This window comes from Streptococcus mitis, from assembly GCF_003942775.1.
Classification (GTDB): Bacteria; Bacillota; Bacilli; order Lactobacillales; family Streptococcaceae; genus Streptococcus; species Streptococcus mitis_CN.
Map to the genome: position 1 here is coordinate 119,622 of NZ_RJNX01000002.1, position 18,076 is coordinate 137,697.

The following is an 18,076-nucleotide window of genomic DNA, read 5'->3' on the forward strand; positions in this document are numbered from 1 at the left end:
AAACTAGAAGTTTAGAGGATTTTATCAGCTCTGTCCACTGTAAAGAGGGCCACAGTCATCAGGATATCGACGAGTAAGAGGGCAGCTACAGCTGGTACCCAAGAGTGGAAAAGGTCAAAACTGTAACCAAAGAGGGTTGGTCCAAAGGCTGCTAGGATATAGCCTCCTGTTTGAGATAGACCGGACAATTGGGCCGTCTTTTCAGGAGCGCTTGTCTTGAGTGAAAAATTGACCATGAGATAAGGGAAGAGGGCACTGGTTGCGGTTCCGATGAGGAGATGGATGGCAAGCCAGTAAAAGAAATTACCGATTGGGAAAAAGAGCATGGAAATACCGACCACACCAGCTAGTGAAACCAGAGTGAGCATGAGCTGACGGTTACGAGTAGATAAACTGGTTGTCAGGCTTGGGATGGTCATTGAAAAAGGAATGCTAATCAGGGAGAAGATAGAGGTCAGCAAGCCAGCTTCGTGACTGGATAGGCCTGCATGGATGGCCATGGTAGGTAGCCAGGTCATAGCGGTGTAAAAGAGTAAGGATTGAAAACCTGCAAAGACAATCACTGCCCAGACCTGTTTATTACGCATGACCTTTGCTTTGCTTTTTTGTTTGGTTTGTGGAGCTAGTCTGTGATTATAGCGGTGATTTGGGAGCCAGACCAAAAAAGTTGCTAGACAGAGCAGGGTGAGGAGGATGATAAGTCCTTTCCAAGAACTGGCTTGTGTAATAGGCACGGCTAGATAGGAAGCCAGAGCCGTCGCAATCCCCATAGAGGTTACATATAAGGTGGTCAGAAAACCAATCTTCTTTGGTTGATTGGCTTGGATGAGACTAGGAAGCAGCACATTGATGACTGCGATACTTGCCCCAACCATCAAGGTTCCTAGATAGAGCAGGGGCAGATTGATTAGTCGAATGAGAGAACCGATGGTCAAGAAGAAAAGGCTGTAGGTGAAGAGATGCTCCAAGCCGATTTTTTGAGCCAGTCGGGTAGAAAAGAGTGAGAAGAGGGTAAACATGAGGAGGGGAAGGCTGGTCAAGACACCAAGCGAACTAACTTCTACTCCCAACCCTTGCGAAATATCTCCCAAAATAATGGGTAAAACAGTAAAAGGAGTCCGCAAGGAAACACCAATCAGGATAATACCTGGAACAAAAAAGAGTGATTGCTTTTTCATATAATACCTCTTCTAGCTGATTTTAATAACAGCTTATTTTAAGGCTTTTTCCCTATAATGTCAAGTAAGGTTTTGGGCTTTCAAGATAAAAATGGGAAAGTCTTGAAAATTATGATAAAATAGTGGAAGGAAATCTATACATTGGAGAAAAACTGTGTCTGAAAAGCAAAAAATCAGCGTATTGATGTCGGTCTATATCAAGGAAAATCCGACATTTTTAAAGGATGCTATTGAGAGTGTTCAAAATCAGACTCTGAAACCGAGCGAATTGGTTCTGGTTGAGGATGGGCCTTTGACACCTGAGCTCTATCAGGTATTAAACCAAGTGGAAGCCCAGTCTGAAATTCCAGTGAAACGCTATCCTCTTGAGCAGAATCAAGGTTTGGGTCTGGCTCTTCGACAGGGTGTTTTGCAGTGTCAGTATGATATTATTGCCCGTATGGATACGGATGATATAGCAGTTCCAGACCGTTTTGAGAAACAGGTTCAGCTAATGGAGAAGGACAAGCTCGACCTATTAGGTGGACATATTGCAGAATTTATTGACAATCCTGATGAGATTGTTTCTTACCGTCGTGTTCCAACCCAGCATGCAGAGATTGTGGCTTATCAAAGGATGAGAAGTGCCTTTAACCACATGACTGTCATGTTCAAGAAGGACATGGTTCTCAAGGCAGGCAACTATGAGGATGGCCTTTATATGGAGGATGACCTCCTCTGGCTCAACATGATTGCTGCAGGAGCCAAGACTGGAAATCTGGATCAAATCTTGTGTAAGGTTCGTGTTGGAGCAGGAATGTTTGAGCGTCGTGGGGGACTGCGTTACCTCAAACTCTATCGTCAAGCTCGTCAGCGCATGCTGAAGAGAGGGCAAATTTCTTACCTGGAGTACGCCAAGAGTGTTGCCATTCAGATGATTGTTGCCCTTTGTCCTGGATTTGTCCGACAGTTTATTTTTATGAAACTGTTACGAAAAAGCAAGTAAAAGATTGTAGCAAATCGTAAACTAGAGAAAAAGTGTTATAATAACAATATAACTATTCAGCTCTTTTAAGGAGGAGTAAATTTCTATGAATAAAAAACTCACAGATTATGTGATTGATCTGGTGGAAATTTTAAATAAACAACAAAAACAGGTTTTCTGGGGAATATTTGATATTTTGAGTATGGTGGTTTCCATCATTGTATCTTATATTTTATTCTACGGATTGATTAATCCAGCACCTGTTGACTACATCATCTATACGAGTTTGGCTTTCCTGTTCTATCAATTGATGATTGGATTTTGGGGGCTGAACGCTAGTATTAGTCGTTACAGCAAGATTACGGATTTCATGAAAATCTTTTTTGGTGTGACTGCTAGCAGTATCTTGTCATATAGTATCTGCTATGCTTTCTTGCCACTTTTTTCAATCCGTTTCATCATTCTCTTTATCTTGTTGAGTACTTTCTTGATTTTATTGCCGCGGATTACTTGGCAGTTAATCTACTCTAGACGCAAAAAAGGAAGTGGCGATGGAGAACACCGTCGAACCTTCTTGATTGGTGCTGGTGATGGCGGAGCCCTTTTTATGAACAGCTACCAACATCCAACCAGTGATTTGGAACTTGTTGGTATTTTGGATAAGGATGCTAAGAAAAAGGGTCAAAAACTTGGTGGAATCCCTGTTTTGGGTTCATATGATGATCTGCCGGAATTAGCCAAACGTCATCAAATCGAACGTGTTATCGTTGCGATTCCGTCGCTTGATCCGTCAGAATATGAACGTATCTTGCAGATGTGTAATAAGCTGGGTGTCAAATGTTACAAGATGCCTAAAGTTGAAACTGTTGTTCAAGGACTTCACCAAGCAGGTGGAGGCTTCCAGAAGATTGATATCACAGACCTTTTGGGTCGTCAGGAAATTCGTCTTGACGAATCGCGTCTGGGCGCAGAACTGACAGGTAAGACAATCTTGGTTACAGGTGCTGGAGGTTCAATCGGTTCTGAAATCTGTCGCCAAGTTAGTCGCTTCAATCCTGAACGCATCGTCTTGCTTGGTCATGGGGAAAACTCAATCTACCTTGTTTATCATGAATTGATTCGTAAGTTCCAAGGGATTGATTATGTACCTGTGATTGCGGATATTCAAGATTATGACCGTCTCTTGCAAGTCTTTGAGCAGTACAAGCCAGCTATTGTTTATCATGCGGCTGCCCACAAGCACGTTCCTATGATGGAGCGCAATCCAAAAGAAGCCTTCAAAAACAATATTCGTGGAACTTACAATGTTGCTAAGGCTGTTGATGAAGCCAAAGTACCTAAGATGGTTATGATTTCGACAGATAAGGCGGTTAATCCACCAAATGTTATGGGAGCAACCAAGCGCGTGGCTGAGTTGATTGTCACTGGCTTTAACCAACGTAGCCAATCGACCTACTGTGCGGTTCGTTTTGGGAATGTTCTTGGTAGCCGTGGTAGTGTGATTCCAGTCTTTGAACGTCAGATTGCTGAAGGTGGGCCTGTAACGGTGACAGACTTCCGCATGACCCGTTACTTTATGACTATTCCAGAAGCTAGCCGTCTGGTTATCCATGCTGGTGCTTATGCCAAGGATGGAGAAGTCTTTATCCTTGATATGGGCAAACCAGTCAAAATTTATGACTTGGCCAAGAAAATGGTCCTTCTAAGTGGACACACCGAAAGCGAAATTCCAATTGTTGAAGTTGGAATCCGCCCAGGCGAAAAACTTTACGAAGAACTCTTGGTATCAACCGAACTTGTTGACAATCAGGTTATGGATAAGATTTTCGTTGGTAAGGTTAATGTCATGCCTCTAGAAGCCATCGATCAAAAGATTGAAGAGTTCCGCACTCTCAGTGGAGATGAGTTGAAGCAAGCCATTATTGCCTTTGCCAATCAAACAACCCATGTTGAGGCGGTAAGTTTGCTAGTCAAGGAGTAAAACGACGAAGATTAGCATTTACTTCCGCCCATGCGATAGCTGTCCGTGATTGACAAGTGCTAGCACGCAGACAGAACGGAGATAGCGAACCGCTGAGTGTGTCGCTCTGCTCGTAAAAGCTTAGAAACCTTTGAACGAAAGGGATAATGAAAGCCTTGATTGCAAGGCTTTTTGCTTTATGGTGGGTAAGTATCAGAGTGAGAAAATTTTTGGAATGAGTAGAAGTGATAGCTAGAAATTATCAGTTTCTATTTCCATTTACCCTGTGGGTACGTGTTTGTTTCCATTGACAAGGAGTTTGTGGGAATAGAAATGTACCCACCTTGTTTGAATCAAGTGAAGTGTAGTTGAAGGAAATCTGTTGAAAGCAATACTTCATTTTACCGAATAAGTAATAATTTAGGCAACTTCAAATCGATTAAAAAAAACTATTTTAAAGGTTAAGAGTAGACAAAAATTGTCCACTCTTTTTTGCAAACTCAATTTATCAATAAATGAAATGAGGGAATGTAAAATGAAATATTTTGAGGTTGAGTTAGAAAATCCTGATGAATTTTTAAAACTACAAACAGAAGATTTTGTGAAAGCTAATCGCTTGCTACTAAGGAAGATAATCCAGAGCGTTACAGTCTATGAAGAAAACTTCGTCATATCCTTTAAATCTGGCATCGAATTGGAAGTATGAGTCTCATTCCATAACTTTTATATTGAACATATCATCTTTTTGTGTTATACTATAAATTGATATAAACAAAGATGTAGGAGGAACCGAAACTATGACAGCCTCAATGCGTTTAAGATAAGCTGGCAATAAAAAAAGCAGAATCTATACCCGATGATAGGCTTTTTTGTTGTGCTTATTTATACGATATTGAGCATTCATTAGTTACGGTGAGGATATTGGTTATTTAACTATACCTTTATTTAACTATGTCTTTAATATGAATGTTTCCAAATTGTATGTATGCAGACCAAAAGCCACATTGTGGGGTTTGGCCTGCATTTTTTATTGCCTAGAATGCTATTCAAAATAGAAATTCAAGCAAAATAATATGCAGGAGATAATATAAATGGAAAAATACAACAATTGGAAACGAAAATTTTATGCAATATGGGCAGGGCAAGCAGTATCATTAATCACTAGTGCCATCCTGCAAATGGCGATTATTTTTTACCTTACAGAAAAAACAGGATCTGCGATGGTCTTGTCTATGGCTTCATTAGTAGGTTTTTTACCCTATGCGATTTTGGGACCTGCCATTGGTGTGCTAGTGGATCGTCATGATAGGAAGAAGATAATGATTGGTGCCGATTTAATTATCGCAGCAGCTGGTGCAGTGCTTGCTATTGTTGCATTCTGTATGGAGCTACCTGTCTGGATGATTATGATAGTATTGTTTATCCGTAGCATTGGAACAGCTTTTCATACCCCAGCACTCAATGCGGTTACACCACTTTTAGTACCAGAAGAACAGCTAACGAAATGCGCAGGCTATAGTCAGTCTTTGCAGTCTATAAGCTATATTGTTAGTCCGGCAGTTGCAGCACTCTTATACTCCGTTTGGGATTTAAATGCTATTATTGCCATCGACGTATTGGGTGCTGTGATTGCATCTATTACGGTAGCAATTGTACGTATACCTAAGCTGGGTAATCAAGTGCAAAGTTTAGAACCAAATTTCATAAGGGAGATGAAAGAAGGAGTTGTGGTTCTGAGACAAAACAAAGGATTGTTTGCCTTATTACTCTTAGGAACACTATATACTTTTGTTTATATGCCAATCAATGCACTATTTCCTTTAATAAGCATGGAACACTTTAATGGAACGCCTGTGCATATTTCTATTACGGAAATTTCCTTTGCATTTGGGATGCTAGCAGGAGGCTTATTATTAGGAAGATTAGGGGGCTTCGAAAAGCATGCATTACTAATAACAAGTTCATTTTTTATAATGGGGACCAGTTTAGCCGTTTCGGGAATACTTCCTCCAAATGGATTTGTAATATTCGTAGTTTGCTGTGCAATAATGGGGCTTTCGGTGCCATTTTATAGCGGTGTGCAAACAGCTCTTTTTCAGGAGAAAATTAAGCCTGAATATTTAGGACGTGTATTTTCTTTGATCGGAAGTATCATGTCACTTGCTATGCCAATTGGGTTAATTCTTTCTGGATTCTTTGCTGATAAAATCGGTGTAAATCATTGGTTTTTACTATCAGGTATTTTAATTATTGGCATTGCTATAGTTTGCCAAATGATAACTGAGGTTAGAAAATTAGATTTAAAATAAACAATATTGGAGGAATATTTATGTATCTTATTTTCATGTAACTCTTCCTGCTAAAATCGCAGGGTTTTCCCTGCATACAAGCAAATGAAAGCATGCGATTATAGACAGGAGGAAATGTTATGGAATTAATATTAAAAGCAAAAGACATTCGTGTGGAATTCAAAGGACGCGATGTTTTAGATATAAATGAATTAGAAGTATATGATTATGACCGTATTGGTTTAGTAGGAGCAAATGGTGCTGGAAAAAGCACTTTACTCAGGGTACTTTTAGGAGAATTAACTCCCCCAGGATGTAAAATGAATCGTCTGGGTGAACTTGCCTATATTCCCCAGTTGGACGAAGTAACTCTGCAGGAGGAAAAAGATTTTGCACTTGTAGGCAAGCTAGGTGTTGAGCAATTAAATATACAGACTATGAGCGGTGGTGAAGAAACAAGGCTTAAAATAGCACAGGCCTTATCGGCACAGGTTCATGGTATTTTAGCGGATGAACCTACGAGCCATTTAGACCGTGAAGGAATTGATTTTCTAATAGGACAGCTAAAATATTTTACAGGTGCACTGTTAGTTATTAGCCATGACCGCTATTTTCTTGATGAAATAGTAGATAAAATATGGGAACTGAAAGATGGCAAAATCACTGAGTATTGGGGAAACTATTCTGATTATCTTCGTCAGAAAGAGGAAGAACGTAAGAGCCAAGCTGCAGAATACGAACAATTTATTGCGGAACGTGCCCGATTGGAAAGGGCTGCGGAGGAAAAGCGAAAACAGGCTCGTAAAATAGAACAGAAGGCAAAAGGTTCTTCAAAGAAAAAAAGTACTGAAGACGGAGGGCGTTTAGCTCATCAAAAATCAATAGGAAGTAAGGAAAAAAAGATGTATAATGCTGCTAAAACCCTAGAGCACAGGATTGCGGCCTTAGGAAAAGTAGAAGCTCCGGAAGGCATTCGCAGAATTCGTTTCAGGCAAAGTAAAGCATTGGAGCTCCATAATCCATACCCTATAGTCGGTGCAGAAATTAATAAAGTATTTGGGGATAAGGCTCTGTTTGAAAATGCATCTTTTCAAATTCCGTTAGGAGCAAAAGTGGCGTTAACTGGTGGTAATGGAATCGGAAAAACAACTTTAATCCAAATGATCTTAAACCATGAAGAAGGAATTTCTATTTCGCCTAAGGCAAAAATAGGTTACTTTGCACAGAATGGTTACAAGTACAACAGTAATCAGAATGTTATGGAGTTTATGCAGAAGGATTGTGACTACAATATATCAGAAATTCGTTCAGTGCTAGCATCTATGGGGTTCAAACAGAACGATATTGGAAAAAGTTTATCTGTTTTAAGCGGTGGAGAAATTATAAAATTGTTGCTTGCTAAAATGCTCATGGGTAGATATAACATCCTAATAATGGATGAACCCAGTAACTTCCTTGACATACCAAGTTTAGAGGCTTTGGAAATACTAATGAAGGAGTACACCGGAACTATCGTGTTTATCACCCACGATAAACGATTACTCGAAAATGTAGCAGATGTAGTTTATGAAATTAGAGATAAGAAAATAAATCTGAAACATTAAATTTAAGGTAGTCGCTGGTCAGTATAGTCTGTTCTGGTTGGCGACTCCATTGTTAAAGAGTATAAAGACTTTAGATTTTATGAATATTAAAAATAGGAACAGTCAATTGAACTGCTCCTATTTTTCTGCTAAATATATTGTAGTTTTCTTATATGTATAATGATAGATTAGCGGATTCTCATCTACGGTACTTACTTCAAATATGAAGAAGTGATCGCGGTTATCTCTGGACTTTTCCTTATTGAGGACAAAGTAATTCTTACGTGAAGTCGCCATTGTTTTTAGGATATCATCAGTTAGGAAGGTCAATGGAATATTCATGTTAGAGTAGCGGTAGAAGTCACGTTCAAAATCTTGGTAGCTCTCGCTATAATAGTCCATTTGTAGGTGATTACGCTGAAACTCAAGCTGATTCATAGAGCACCTCCTCGACAAGTTCAATACTAATAATGTCTTTTAATTTCAAATTGATGTGACCTGTTGTAGTTTTTATCAAAATGAAATCTTTGGTCAGACTTGGTATTGTTCCAGTGTAGGAAACACGCTTGTTTTTTTCAATCACTTGAATGCGTGTGCGTAGCTGCCCGGCGTATACTTGACTGAGGAGTAATAATTTCTTCTCTAGTGATAAGTCAGACATGTACGTTACTTTGTTTGTATCATCAGAGAGTGCTGATGCATGTTCAGATAGGAAAAAGCCCATCCATTTTTGCATCTTTGTATCCTGGTACTCTCTTGCTGATTGAAATGGTAAATATGAACGGTCAATCATATCAAATCCTTTCTATGCAGAGGCAAGGGTATTTTTATCAAATTGAATCGTAAAACCTTGAATTCCCCCACCTGTGTAACATTCTTTAAAGCGATTGATTACCTCAGTATAGATTATCACAGATGAGCTTGTTGGCTTAATGCTAAATGTAAATTCCAATGGTAATCGGTTTTCAGATTTAGCATGTACTAGTCGTATCGATATTTCAGTTGTTTTGAGTTTTCTCTGACGAAGTTTTGAAGTTGCTGTTTCAACGATTCCATGTAAAAATCTTTCAAGCATTTCAATATCATTACATCCTTTGCTACGGATTTCTGAAAATTGTACTGTATTTTTTTCTTGTTTCATTTTAATCCCTCCAATCCACCCGCGGAATGACCACCGATAAGTTTACTGCGTTCAATATTTCTGGAACCTTCAGTTAGGACGGTTCCTTTTTGTATGGCTAAAAAACCAAACTGTTCTCTGACAACATCAATAGCTGTCTGAAGTCTATTATCTTTTTCAATTTGTTCTACATCATCAAAGAGTGATAGTAGAGTATAGCTTTCATCTACGAAGCCACTATAAGATACACCAATTTGTCTCACTGCACCAGAGGTGTATTTTTTCGGAATAATACAAGTACATGACTCACCATTGTTTTGGGGAGATTTGCGGGTTCAATTTTATTCTGAGCATTTATAGATTTTTTCATCTCAGTCCTAGAATAGCCAATATGAATAGAAACGACAGTAGTCAATACTAGGGCTACTGTTCCGTTCCACAGTATCATTTAAAAATCATTTTCACACCCTTTCGTCTATTAGTATAGAAGAAAGCTCTCAGCACACGTTGAATAAAAAAGAAAAACGCATATTATCAGTTCTGAAGAACCTTGGTAATATGCGTTTTGTTATGTAGAAACTTGCTCCATTTTCTTCTGAAATGGGGTTGTCGCCCAGTCTATGTTATTGAAAATACTCCAAAACTTCTATGGGTTTGTGAGCGATATAATCAGGCTGATAGTTTAGTAGATCTGCTTGTTCTCCAAATCCCCAAGTGACGGCCAATTTCTGAATGCCTGTTTCTTGAGCCCCCTGCATATCAAACTTGGTATCTCCGATGATGATGGCTTGTTCTGGTGTTAGTTGATGTGTCTGTAAGGCTTGGCGAATGACATCTGCCTTATGGGGTGCTTCAGGGCTGGAACCATAAATGCCATCAAAGAAATGATGGATTCCCAAGTTTTTAGTCATATCTTGAGCGGTAGGGGTATTCTTTGTAGTGGTGATATAAAGAGGATATTTGCTTGATAGCTCCTTAAGCAAGTCTACAATCTGAGGAAAGAGTTGAGCTTCATAGATGCCTTTCTCCTTATAGTAAGAACGGTATATCTGCACGGCTTCAGAAATTCGTTCTTTGGGCAGGCAGGTCGCAAAACTACTTTCAAGGGGCGGTCCCATAAAACCACGAATCGTTTTGGCATTAGGGCTAGGCACCCCGAGCTCCTTAAAGGTATGGGTAAAGGCATTGTGAATCCCGATAGAACTGTCAACGAGGGTTCCGTCCAGATCGAAAAAGATCGCTGTGATAGAGGTCATGGTTTCTCCTATTTGATAAACTTATTCTCCGAAAATTTCTTTTTGGAGGCGACGACCAGTAGGGGTGGCAGCGAGACCACCTTCAGCTGTTTCACGGAAGGCAGTTGGCATGCTTGCTCCTACTTGGTACATGGCATCGATAACTTCATCCACAGGAATTTTAGATTCGATACCTGCCAAGGCCATGTCTGCTGCGATGAAGGCAAAGCTAGCTCCCATAGCATTGCGCTTGACGCAGGGAACTTCGACCAAGCCGGCAACAGGGTCACAGATGAGGCCTAGCATATTTTTAATGACAAAGGCAATGGCCTGACTGGCCTGATAAGGTGTTCCACCGGCAGCTAGAGTCAAGGCTGCAGCACTCATAGCAGAGGCCGAACCAACCTCGGCCTGACAGCCACCTTCAGCCCCTGAGATAGAGGCATTGTTTGCGATGACTAGTCCAAAGGCACCAGCAGCAAAGAGGAAATCCAGCTGTTGCTCGTGGCTGAGGTCTAATTTTTCAATAGCAGCTGTTAGAACTGAGGGCAGACAGCCAGAACTTCCTGCGGTCGGAGTGGCACAAACCAAGCCCATTTTAGCATTGTGTTCATTGACTGCAATGGCATTTCGGACAGCAGAGAGAATCGTGTAATCTGACAGAGTTTTTCCGTTTTTAATGTAGTGATCCAATTTGGCAGCATCTCCACCTGTCAGGCCACTACGAGATTTATTTTCATTGAGGCCAAGTTGGACAGAGGCTTTCATGACTTCCAGATTGCGTTCCATGAGAAGGAAGACTTCTTCACGTTCGCGACCGGTCAATTCAAACTCTGTTGTAATCATGAGTTCTGCGACATTTCCTTGAAAGTCTAGTTCTGCCTGCTCGACCAATTCTTTGATAGAATAAAACATGCTTCCTCCTATTTAAAGAAATTGACATTGTGAAGATGAGGGATTTTTCGAATTTCTTCGATGGCTTCATCACAGTTGCGACTGTCGACTTCGATAATCATAATGGCTTTTTCACCAGCTTTTTCACGAGTAACATTCATCTGGGCGATATTGATACCGTAGCGGGAAAGGGCCTCTGTTACGAGGGCAATCATACCTGGAATATCTTGATGAACAATGATGATAGTTGGTGTATTCATATTGAGAGAGACGGCAAAGCCATTGAGTTCGGTTACCTGAATATTTCCTCCACCGATAGAAATACCAGTTACGCTGATGGTCTTGTGAGCATTTTTGACGGTAATTTTAGTGGTGTTTGGGTGAGGAGCATTGCTGTCTTTCTGAATGGCCCAGACAATCTTGATGCCACGCTTGTGGGCAATTTCCAGGCTGTTTGGGATTTCAGGATCATCTGTATCCATGCCCAAAATACCTGCAACAAGGGCTAGGTCTGTTCCGTGACCACGATAGGTTTTGGCAAATGAGTTAAATAGTTGGAATTCGACTTCTGTCGGAGTATCATCAAAAATGGAAGAGACAATCTTCCCAATGCGAACAGCACCAGCGGTATGGCTACTAGATGGGCCAATCATAACTGGTCCGATGATATCAAAGACAGATTGAAAACGAAGTGATTTCATCAGTTTCCCCTTATAAAAATTCTTATCTCTATTATATCAAAGAATGAAGGTCTTGGCTTTAATTGTGGATGAAAACCTTTTTACACTACAAATAGCATAAAAAAGCATCTTTTGTAACAAAAAATAGCTTATTTAGGGAAATAAAAAATAATTTTGTAATATTTCTACATAAAAGTGTCAAGAAACGGTAATATTTAAAGGGTATGATAGAAGTATAGAAAGAAGGAGAATTTTCAAATATGAAATCAACAACTAAAAAGATTAAAACAACTCTTGCAGGAGTAGCTGCCTTGTTTGCAGTATTTGCTCCATCATTTGTATCTGCTCAAGAATCATCAACTTACACTGTTAAAGAAGGTGATACACTTTCAGAAATCGCTGAAACTCACAACACAACTGTTGAGAGATTGGCAGAAAACAACCACATCGACAACATTCATTTGATTTATGTTGGTCAAGAGTTGGTTATCGATGGCCCTGTAGCGCCTGCTACAACACCAGCGCCAACTACTTATGCAGCACCAGCTGCTCAAGATGAAACTGTTTCAGCTCCAGTAGCAGAAACTACAGAGGTAGCAGAAGAAGCTCCAGTGGCAAGCGCACCTGCAGCAGAAGAAACGGTTGTTGCAGCAGAAACTTCAGCACCAGCTGCAACTGTAAGTGGATCTGAAGCAGAAGCTAAAGAATGGATTGCACAAAAAGAATCAGGTGGTAGCTATACAGCTACAAACGGCCAATACATTGGACGTTACCAATTGACAGATTCATACTTGAACGGTGACTACTCAGCTGAAAACCAAGAACGTGTAGCAGATGCTTACGTTGCAGGACGTTACGGTTCATGGTCAGCTGCTAAAAACTTCTGGCTTAACAACGGCTGGTATTAAGAAATAACGAACAGAATAATTTGAAAAAGTCGAGGAAATCCCTCGACTTTTTTATATTTCTTTCGGTTGATAATAGATCTCCACTTCTTTTTTGAGAAAGGCTAGAATGGAAGTTTCATCGGTCAGCTCTAGAAGAGAGAACCCTTTTTGGATAAGTTTAGCATCATCCCTACAAATCCCAATACGGACATAGCAGATAGCAAGCATATCGTAGCTTTTCTTGTTCTTGGCATCCTCTAGTAAAGTATAGCAGATTTGTTGACACATGTTTTTGTCTTGATGGTATAAGTAAATGGTGGAAAGGTTGAGTAGGATTGCCATTCGCAAGTCATATAAATGTTGGTAGTTTTTATAGACTTCCAAGCGTTGCAAGATTTTTTCAGTGATGAGATGGAGGTGTTCAATAGGAAAGCTGAAAAGGATGGTATTGAGGATTTTTAGGTCACTTTCATACCATGTATCTTGTTTTTCAATTTTTTCCCAAAGTTTTTTGACAGTTTGTTTCACTTGGTCTGACAGTTTCTCTGTACTATGTTGACGAATATGAATGACAACTTCAAGCATATCTCTGATTTCTTCTATAGGCAGGTCGTGATGGGTCTTGAGATAGTTTTGGCATGTTTCAAAAAAATCAACTAGACCACTGCCACCAATGATGGAATTCATATTGAGATAAGTTTGCATGATTTCTGTCCGTTGGCTCGGCTGATAGAGATGGCAGATGTAGTCAAACTCTTCAAAACTCATATTCATTTGCCTGAGAAGAAAATCCATATTTTCATATTTAGGAGTTGCCTTACCACTTTCAATCTTTGATAGGCTGGTTCTTGAGAGAACATTTCCACAGACCTCTTCTTGGGTCAATCCTTTTGACTCACGTATTTCTTTATAGACCTTTCCAAAATCATAACGCATGATTTTCTCCTTTTCGTGAAAAAAGTTAACAAATAATAAAATCCTATTAAAAATATTGTATCATAGTAATATAAAAAGTAGAAAATAAAACTAAAATAAGTTTGGTGTAATTTTAAAATGGGGTTAATGAGTACTATGATGTAGCTAGAAAAGGGATGGAAAAATGTTTAAAAATAAGGAGCTTTTTCGAGTAGTCATGATATTTGTGATAGGAATTATCCTAATTTTAATGACACCCGTCTTATTTAAAGTTGTTATGGAACTATTTTCAAAATAGATAGGCCTCTGCTTTAGGCGGAGTAGTGAATCAGGAGGTTAAGTGATGAACTACAATGTAAAATATCTCTTATCAGGAATATTTATTATAGTCTTTATAGGTTTTCTAGTCTGGATGCGTTATTTTAATCAGAAGAAGGAAGAAGCGCATTCGGATGTGTCTTTTGAAGCGAGGTTAGATAGTGAGGTCAAGGCCTTATATAAACAACTAGGATTGGGTGAGGAGCCTCAGTATTTCTTAGCGTATCGCTACCTACATCCTTGGTTTAATTTGGCGATTTTACCACCAACAGTTGAAATTTTCTTAACTAAAATAGCGCTGGTGATGGTGACTCCAGATGAACTACTGATAAGAAATCTTGGGAATGGGATGACTTTCACAAGTGAGCACCATCGTGATTTGCGACAAGGACTTATCCGCATTCCAAAATCAGAGATGAAAGAATTTGAGATTCGCAACTGGAAAAGAGTTTTTATATTTGGCGATTTTTTGACAATTAAAACAAGCCAACATAGCTATTATTTGCAGGTTAGAGATGATGGACTTCAAAAAGGAAGTCTTTCTACCAAACACTTCTCCGACTTGAAACGACAAGATTTTCTCGGGTTATTGACAGATAAAAGAACATTCTGATAGACAATTGCCTAGAAATCTAACCTCTAAACGTTCAAACATTCAAAAACCACACAGTGTTTTCAGCCTTGAACACAATTAAGCTGAGAGAATCACTGTGTGGCTTTATTGGAAAGTTAGTTTTTTCCCAGTTTCGTCTCTTCACGGGAGGTATCTCTATGAAAAAAATCAGTCATCTTTGTATGCTCTTGCTCTTACTGTGTACTACGTTTTTTGTCCTGAATGTAAATGTTACACGAGAAATAGTGCGGATTCAGGAGATGGGCAAGACAACTTATTCATTTGACTTGTACTTGAAAGATGTCACTAAACCGACAGAAACGATTCTCCAGTTTTTTGAAGAGGTTGCAAGCCAAGACAAGGTCTCTATTATCAAAGTAGATAATGGCGATGAGGTCGTCAAGGCTGGTGTTTTTGATAAGGAAACCTTCCCCTATCAGGAGTTCGGTCTGACTTCTCTTGATTTTTCAAAGAACGAAAAGGGGGTCTACAGCAATCAAGATCTTCCCAATAATCTAGGCACTATTCCCACCTTTTTAAAGGTGAAACTCATTCGACTCCAGACCTTCCAATCCTATATTGAGGATAAATCCCATACTGTAAATGGGCGCTACATGATTACCTCCAGCAAAGAGATAAATCGCGATACCATTCTACAAAAGTGTAGTGATTTTTTCCAGATAGATAAGACGATTTTATTAGAACCCACTTACCGAAGTCAGGTTGGAGTGCTAAATCAAGATTTGTTACTATCTATCATTATCTTTATCTTGGCAATCTTGCTTGTGATTTTAATGACAGTTTATCAGCCGATGATGGAGATGAAACGAGTGGGGGTTCAAAAGTTACTTGGTTTTCAAAGCAGGGCGATTTTAGCTGGTTTTGTAAAGACTAATTTTTATCTTCTCTTGGGTGGAAGTCTTATCATTGACTTGGGGCTATTTTTAGTGCTGGACTACAGACCAAAACTTCTGTTCCTAAGTTTACTCTTATCCCAATTTCTACTTTTACAGTTGTATTTGTTCATCAGTTGGCTGACCTACCTGATGATTCAGAAAATGACAGTCAGCTCCATGTTGAAGGGTTTTTCATCTGTCAAACTTGGTCTCATCTTCAATTATGTGATGAAAATAGGGACAACTATTTTACTGACGGCCCTACTGATTGGGGTAGGCAGAAGTCTAGAACAAGAAAACAAAGAACTTGCTTATCAGCAACAGTGGGTAAGCCAAGGGAATTACTTGACCTTAGAAACCTTCCAACTCAATGATAACCTGTGGCAAGAAGAGCTAGCAGGGTCGGGGAAATCTACAGATTATTTCTACCAATTTTATCAAGATTTGCTAGCAAAAATACAAGTAAATTATGTGCGAAGTGCGAGTCTTCCTATCAAATCAGTTATCAAAGCAGAACAAGTGCAACAGTACCAACTGCCTGATGAGGTAGATGTTTACTATGCAAATAGCAATTTTCTAAAGAGCAAGGGATTCAAGTTACCAGATACCGGCACTAAAAAAGTTATTTTGATGCCAGCCAGTGTCAAAGGACAAGAAGGCAAGAATCAGTTCTTGGGAAAATCCATCGCCTATCTTTCGATGAGGTATGAAAATCAACAAAAGAAAACAATAGAAGATATGGATGTAGAAATTGCCTACTATGAAGGAGATTGGTCTTTCTTCCCTTATAATAATGAGCGAAAGGAAAATCTCCACAATCCAATCATTAGTCTGGTAAATGATCAAGACATGATGTGGGAAGAAAAGACTCACTTGTCAACGACAGGTTTAAACAATCCGATGAAAGTTGAAAATACAGAACAAAATCAAAAAGTGATTACAGAGTTAGTCGATAACTTATCTGATGGTAGCTATTTAAAATTTTCATCGATTCAAGCAATTCAAGAGGAGATAGTTGATACTTATCGGGATTCTGTTCGTAATTTTAACGTTCTTTTTGCCTTATTTGCTCTTCTCAGTATGATTGTCTCCTACTTTTTACTCGTTACCACTTTCTTGTTGAAGCGCAGGGATATCATTACCAAGAAGTTTATGGGGTGGAAACTGGTCGATCGCTACCGCGCTCTCTTAGTTCTGCTCTTGCTGGGCTATAGTCTCCCTCTTCTAGTCTTGATTTTCTTTGCCCATGCGCTCCTGCCACTCCTGCTGTTTGCAGGTTTTACATGTTTGGATATACTGTTTGTGCTAGCCTTGGCTTCTAGGATGGAGAAAAAAAGTCTAGTAGAGTTATTGAAAGGGGGCATCTTATGATTGAGTTGAAAAATATTACCAAAACCATTGGGAGAAAAGTGATTTTGGATAACTTATCTCTCAGGATTGATCAGGGGGATTTGGTAGCCATTGTTGGCAAGAGTGGTAGTGGTAAGTCGACCTTGTTAAATTTATTAGGTTTGATAGATGGTGATTATAGCGGACGGTATGAGATTTTTGGTCAGACAAATCTAGCGGTCAATTCTGCTAAGTCGCAAACAATAATCCGTGAACATATCTCTTATCTATTTCAAAATTTTGCTCTGATTGATGATGAAACGGTCGAGTACAATCTCATGCTGGCGCTGAAATATGTGAAATTGTCCAAGAAAGACAAGCTCAAAAAGGTGAAAGAGATTTTAGAGAGAGTAGATTTGTCAGCTACTTTGCATCAAAAGGTCTCCGAGTTGTCTGGTGGCGAACAACAACGAATTGCAGTTGCTAGAGCCATCTTAAAACCCAGCCAGCTGATTTTAGCCGATGAACCGACAGGTTCGCTGGACCCTGAAAATAGAGATTTGGTCTTGAAGTTTCTCTTAGAGATGAATCGAGAGGGGAAAACAGTCATTATTGTGACCCACGATGCTTATGTAGCCCAACAATGTCATCGTATCATTGAATTGTGAAAAATACAGAAATCTTATCAAAAATCTTTAAATTTAAGAATACCTTTAAAATTAAATTTTAAAACACTCATTTATCAACATTTTTTGATTGATAAAAATAGGAAATCGGTTGTTTTGGGGAGATTCCCTAAAATTACCTCCTAACCACACGTACTAAAAAGATACTTCCTATGGAAATCGTATGACTCTGAAGCTTCGAATAGTTCAGTTTTCATGATTTTTATGCTATTCTAGCTTTAGAATCCTTCAGAACGTAAAATTTTAAGCAGTCAAAGACTTAGAATATCCCTAAAACATTTATTTTATGGCAATTCTAAACGTAGAATTGCGTGGATATGTATGGATTTAATCTATTCGATAGTTAGGACAGCTCTATTCTGGGAAATCTGAGCGATCAATGGTTTAGAACAGCATTTCAACAATGGATTTTGTTGAAGGATTGATTATTTTATAAAAGAGGCTTGTAGATTATCAGCCTCTTTCTTGTCTTCTCTAACCAAGCATGTTATAATGAATACTGCTCAAGCGACCTTCAATCGTTAAGCACA

The 18,076-nt window shown here is 39.2% G+C and carries 18 protein-coding genes; 9 read left to right on the forward strand and 9 right to left on the reverse strand.

The features are described from left to right. Positions 1-11: 11 nt before the first annotated feature. Complete coding sequence (locus D8848_RS03060) at positions 12-1,178, reverse strand: CynX/NimT family MFS transporter (protein ID WP_049499175.1); 1,167 nt, start codon at positions 1,176-1,178, stop codon at positions 12-14. Positions 1,179-1,332: 154 nt separating this feature from the next. Here D8848_RS03060 and D8848_RS03065 point away from each other — a divergent pair, with 154 nt between their 5' ends. From D8848_RS03065 to msr(D), 5 genes are all read left to right on the forward strand, one after another. Then, positions 1,333-2,163, forward strand: a complete 831-nt coding sequence (locus tag D8848_RS03065) for a glycosyltransferase (protein WP_049502588.1) — start codon at positions 1,333-1,335, stop codon at positions 2,161-2,163. An 85-nt stretch (positions 2,164-2,248) separates the two neighbouring features. Further along, positions 2,249-4,123: a nucleoside-diphosphate sugar epimerase/dehydratase gene (locus D8848_RS03070; RefSeq protein WP_125443271.1), complete on the forward strand. Its 1,875-nt coding sequence runs from the start codon at positions 2,249-2,251 to the stop codon at positions 4,121-4,123. A gap of 514 nt (positions 4,124-4,637) precedes the next feature. Further along, positions 4,638-4,808, forward strand: coding sequence for a hypothetical protein (locus D8848_RS03075; protein ID WP_000873143.1), 171 nt, complete (start codon positions 4,638-4,640; stop codon positions 4,806-4,808). Positions 4,809-5,193: 385 nt separating this feature from the next. After that, on the forward strand, positions 5,194-6,411 hold the full coding sequence (gene mef(A), locus D8848_RS03080; protein ID WP_125443272.1) for a macrolide efflux MFS transporter Mef(A): 1,218 nt from the start codon (positions 5,194-5,196) through the stop codon (positions 6,409-6,411). Between the two features lie 119 nt (positions 6,412-6,530). Next, complete coding sequence (msr(D), locus tag D8848_RS03085) at positions 6,531-7,994, forward strand: ABC-F type ribosomal protection protein Msr(D) (protein ID WP_000420313.1); 1,464 nt, start codon at positions 6,531-6,533, stop codon at positions 7,992-7,994. A 117-nt stretch (positions 7,995-8,111) separates the two neighbouring features. Here the strand turns inward: msr(D) and D8848_RS03090 are convergent, their stop codons facing one another. The 7 genes from D8848_RS03090 to sdaAB all read right to left on the reverse strand — a co-directional run bounded on the left by D8848_RS03090 (position 8,112) and on the right by sdaAB (position 11,923). Next, on the reverse strand, positions 8,112-8,411 hold the full coding sequence (locus tag D8848_RS03090) for a DUF5960 family protein (protein ID WP_001072467.1): 300 nt from the start codon (positions 8,409-8,411) through the stop codon (positions 8,112-8,114). Then, complete coding sequence (locus D8848_RS03095) at positions 8,398-8,766, reverse strand: hypothetical protein (RefSeq protein WP_000567222.1); 369 nt, start codon at positions 8,764-8,766, stop codon at positions 8,398-8,400. Before D8848_RS03095 ends, D8848_RS03090 begins: the two co-directional genes overlap by 14 nt. 12 nt (positions 8,767-8,778) lie before the next feature. Then, a complete protein-coding gene (locus D8848_RS03100) occupies positions 8,779-9,114 on the reverse strand; it encodes a DinB/UmuC family translesion DNA polymerase (protein WP_000806926.1) in 336 nt (111 codons plus the stop codon). Beyond that, positions 9,111-9,356 carry a hypothetical protein gene (locus D8848_RS03105; protein ID WP_001813542.1) on the reverse strand — a complete coding sequence of 82 codons (246 nt, stop codon included), beginning with the start codon at positions 9,354-9,356 and terminating at the stop codon, positions 9,111-9,113. The genes D8848_RS03100 and D8848_RS03105 overlap by 4 nt, the downstream gene beginning before the upstream one ends. Positions 9,357-9,716: 360 nt before the next feature. Continuing rightward, entirely contained in the window at positions 9,717-10,349 is a 633-nt protein-coding gene (locus D8848_RS03120) for an HAD family hydrolase (RefSeq protein ID WP_125443273.1), read from the reverse strand. 21 nt (positions 10,350-10,370) lie between these two features. After that, positions 10,371-11,243: an L-serine ammonia-lyase, iron-sulfur-dependent, subunit alpha gene (gene sdaAA / locus D8848_RS03125; RefSeq protein WP_033687533.1), complete on the reverse strand. Its 873-nt coding sequence runs from the start codon at positions 11,241-11,243 to the stop codon at positions 10,371-10,373. An 8-nt stretch (positions 11,244-11,251) separates the two neighbouring features. Next, the gene (gene sdaAB, locus D8848_RS03130; RefSeq protein WP_125443274.1) at positions 11,252-11,923 is read right to left on the reverse strand and encodes an L-serine ammonia-lyase, iron-sulfur-dependent subunit beta; all 672 of its coding nucleotides are present in this window, start codon (positions 11,921-11,923) and stop codon (positions 11,252-11,254) included. A gap of 239 nt (positions 11,924-12,162) precedes the next feature. Here sdaAB and apf point away from each other — a divergent pair, with 239 nt between their 5' ends. Next, complete coding sequence (gene apf, locus D8848_RS03135; protein WP_125443275.1) at positions 12,163-12,810, forward strand: aggregation-promoting factor; 648 nt, start codon at positions 12,163-12,165, stop codon at positions 12,808-12,810. A 51-nt stretch (positions 12,811-12,861) separates the two neighbouring features. Here the strand turns inward: apf and D8848_RS03140 are convergent, their stop codons facing one another. Next, a complete protein-coding gene (locus D8848_RS03140) occupies positions 12,862-13,725 on the reverse strand; it encodes a helix-turn-helix domain-containing protein (RefSeq protein WP_045612421.1) in 864 nt (287 codons plus the stop codon). A gap of 322 nt (positions 13,726-14,047) precedes the next feature. On the opposite strand from D8848_RS03140, the gene D8848_RS03145 reads away from it, so the two are divergent. From D8848_RS03145 to D8848_RS03155, 3 genes are all read left to right on the forward strand, one after another. Then, positions 14,048-14,635, forward strand: coding sequence for a hypothetical protein (locus D8848_RS03145; protein WP_033684456.1), 588 nt, complete (start codon positions 14,048-14,050; stop codon positions 14,633-14,635). A 158-nt stretch (positions 14,636-14,793) separates the two neighbouring features. Further along, complete coding sequence (locus D8848_RS03150) at positions 14,794-16,902, forward strand: bacteriocin-associated integral membrane family protein (protein ID WP_125443276.1); 2,109 nt, start codon at positions 14,794-14,796, stop codon at positions 16,900-16,902. Further along, positions 16,899-17,528: an ABC transporter ATP-binding protein gene (locus tag D8848_RS03155; RefSeq protein WP_125443277.1), complete on the forward strand. Its 630-nt coding sequence runs from the start codon at positions 16,899-16,901 to the stop codon at positions 17,526-17,528. The genes D8848_RS03150 and D8848_RS03155 overlap by 4 nt, the downstream gene beginning before the upstream one ends. Positions 17,529-18,076 lie beyond the last annotated feature (548 nt).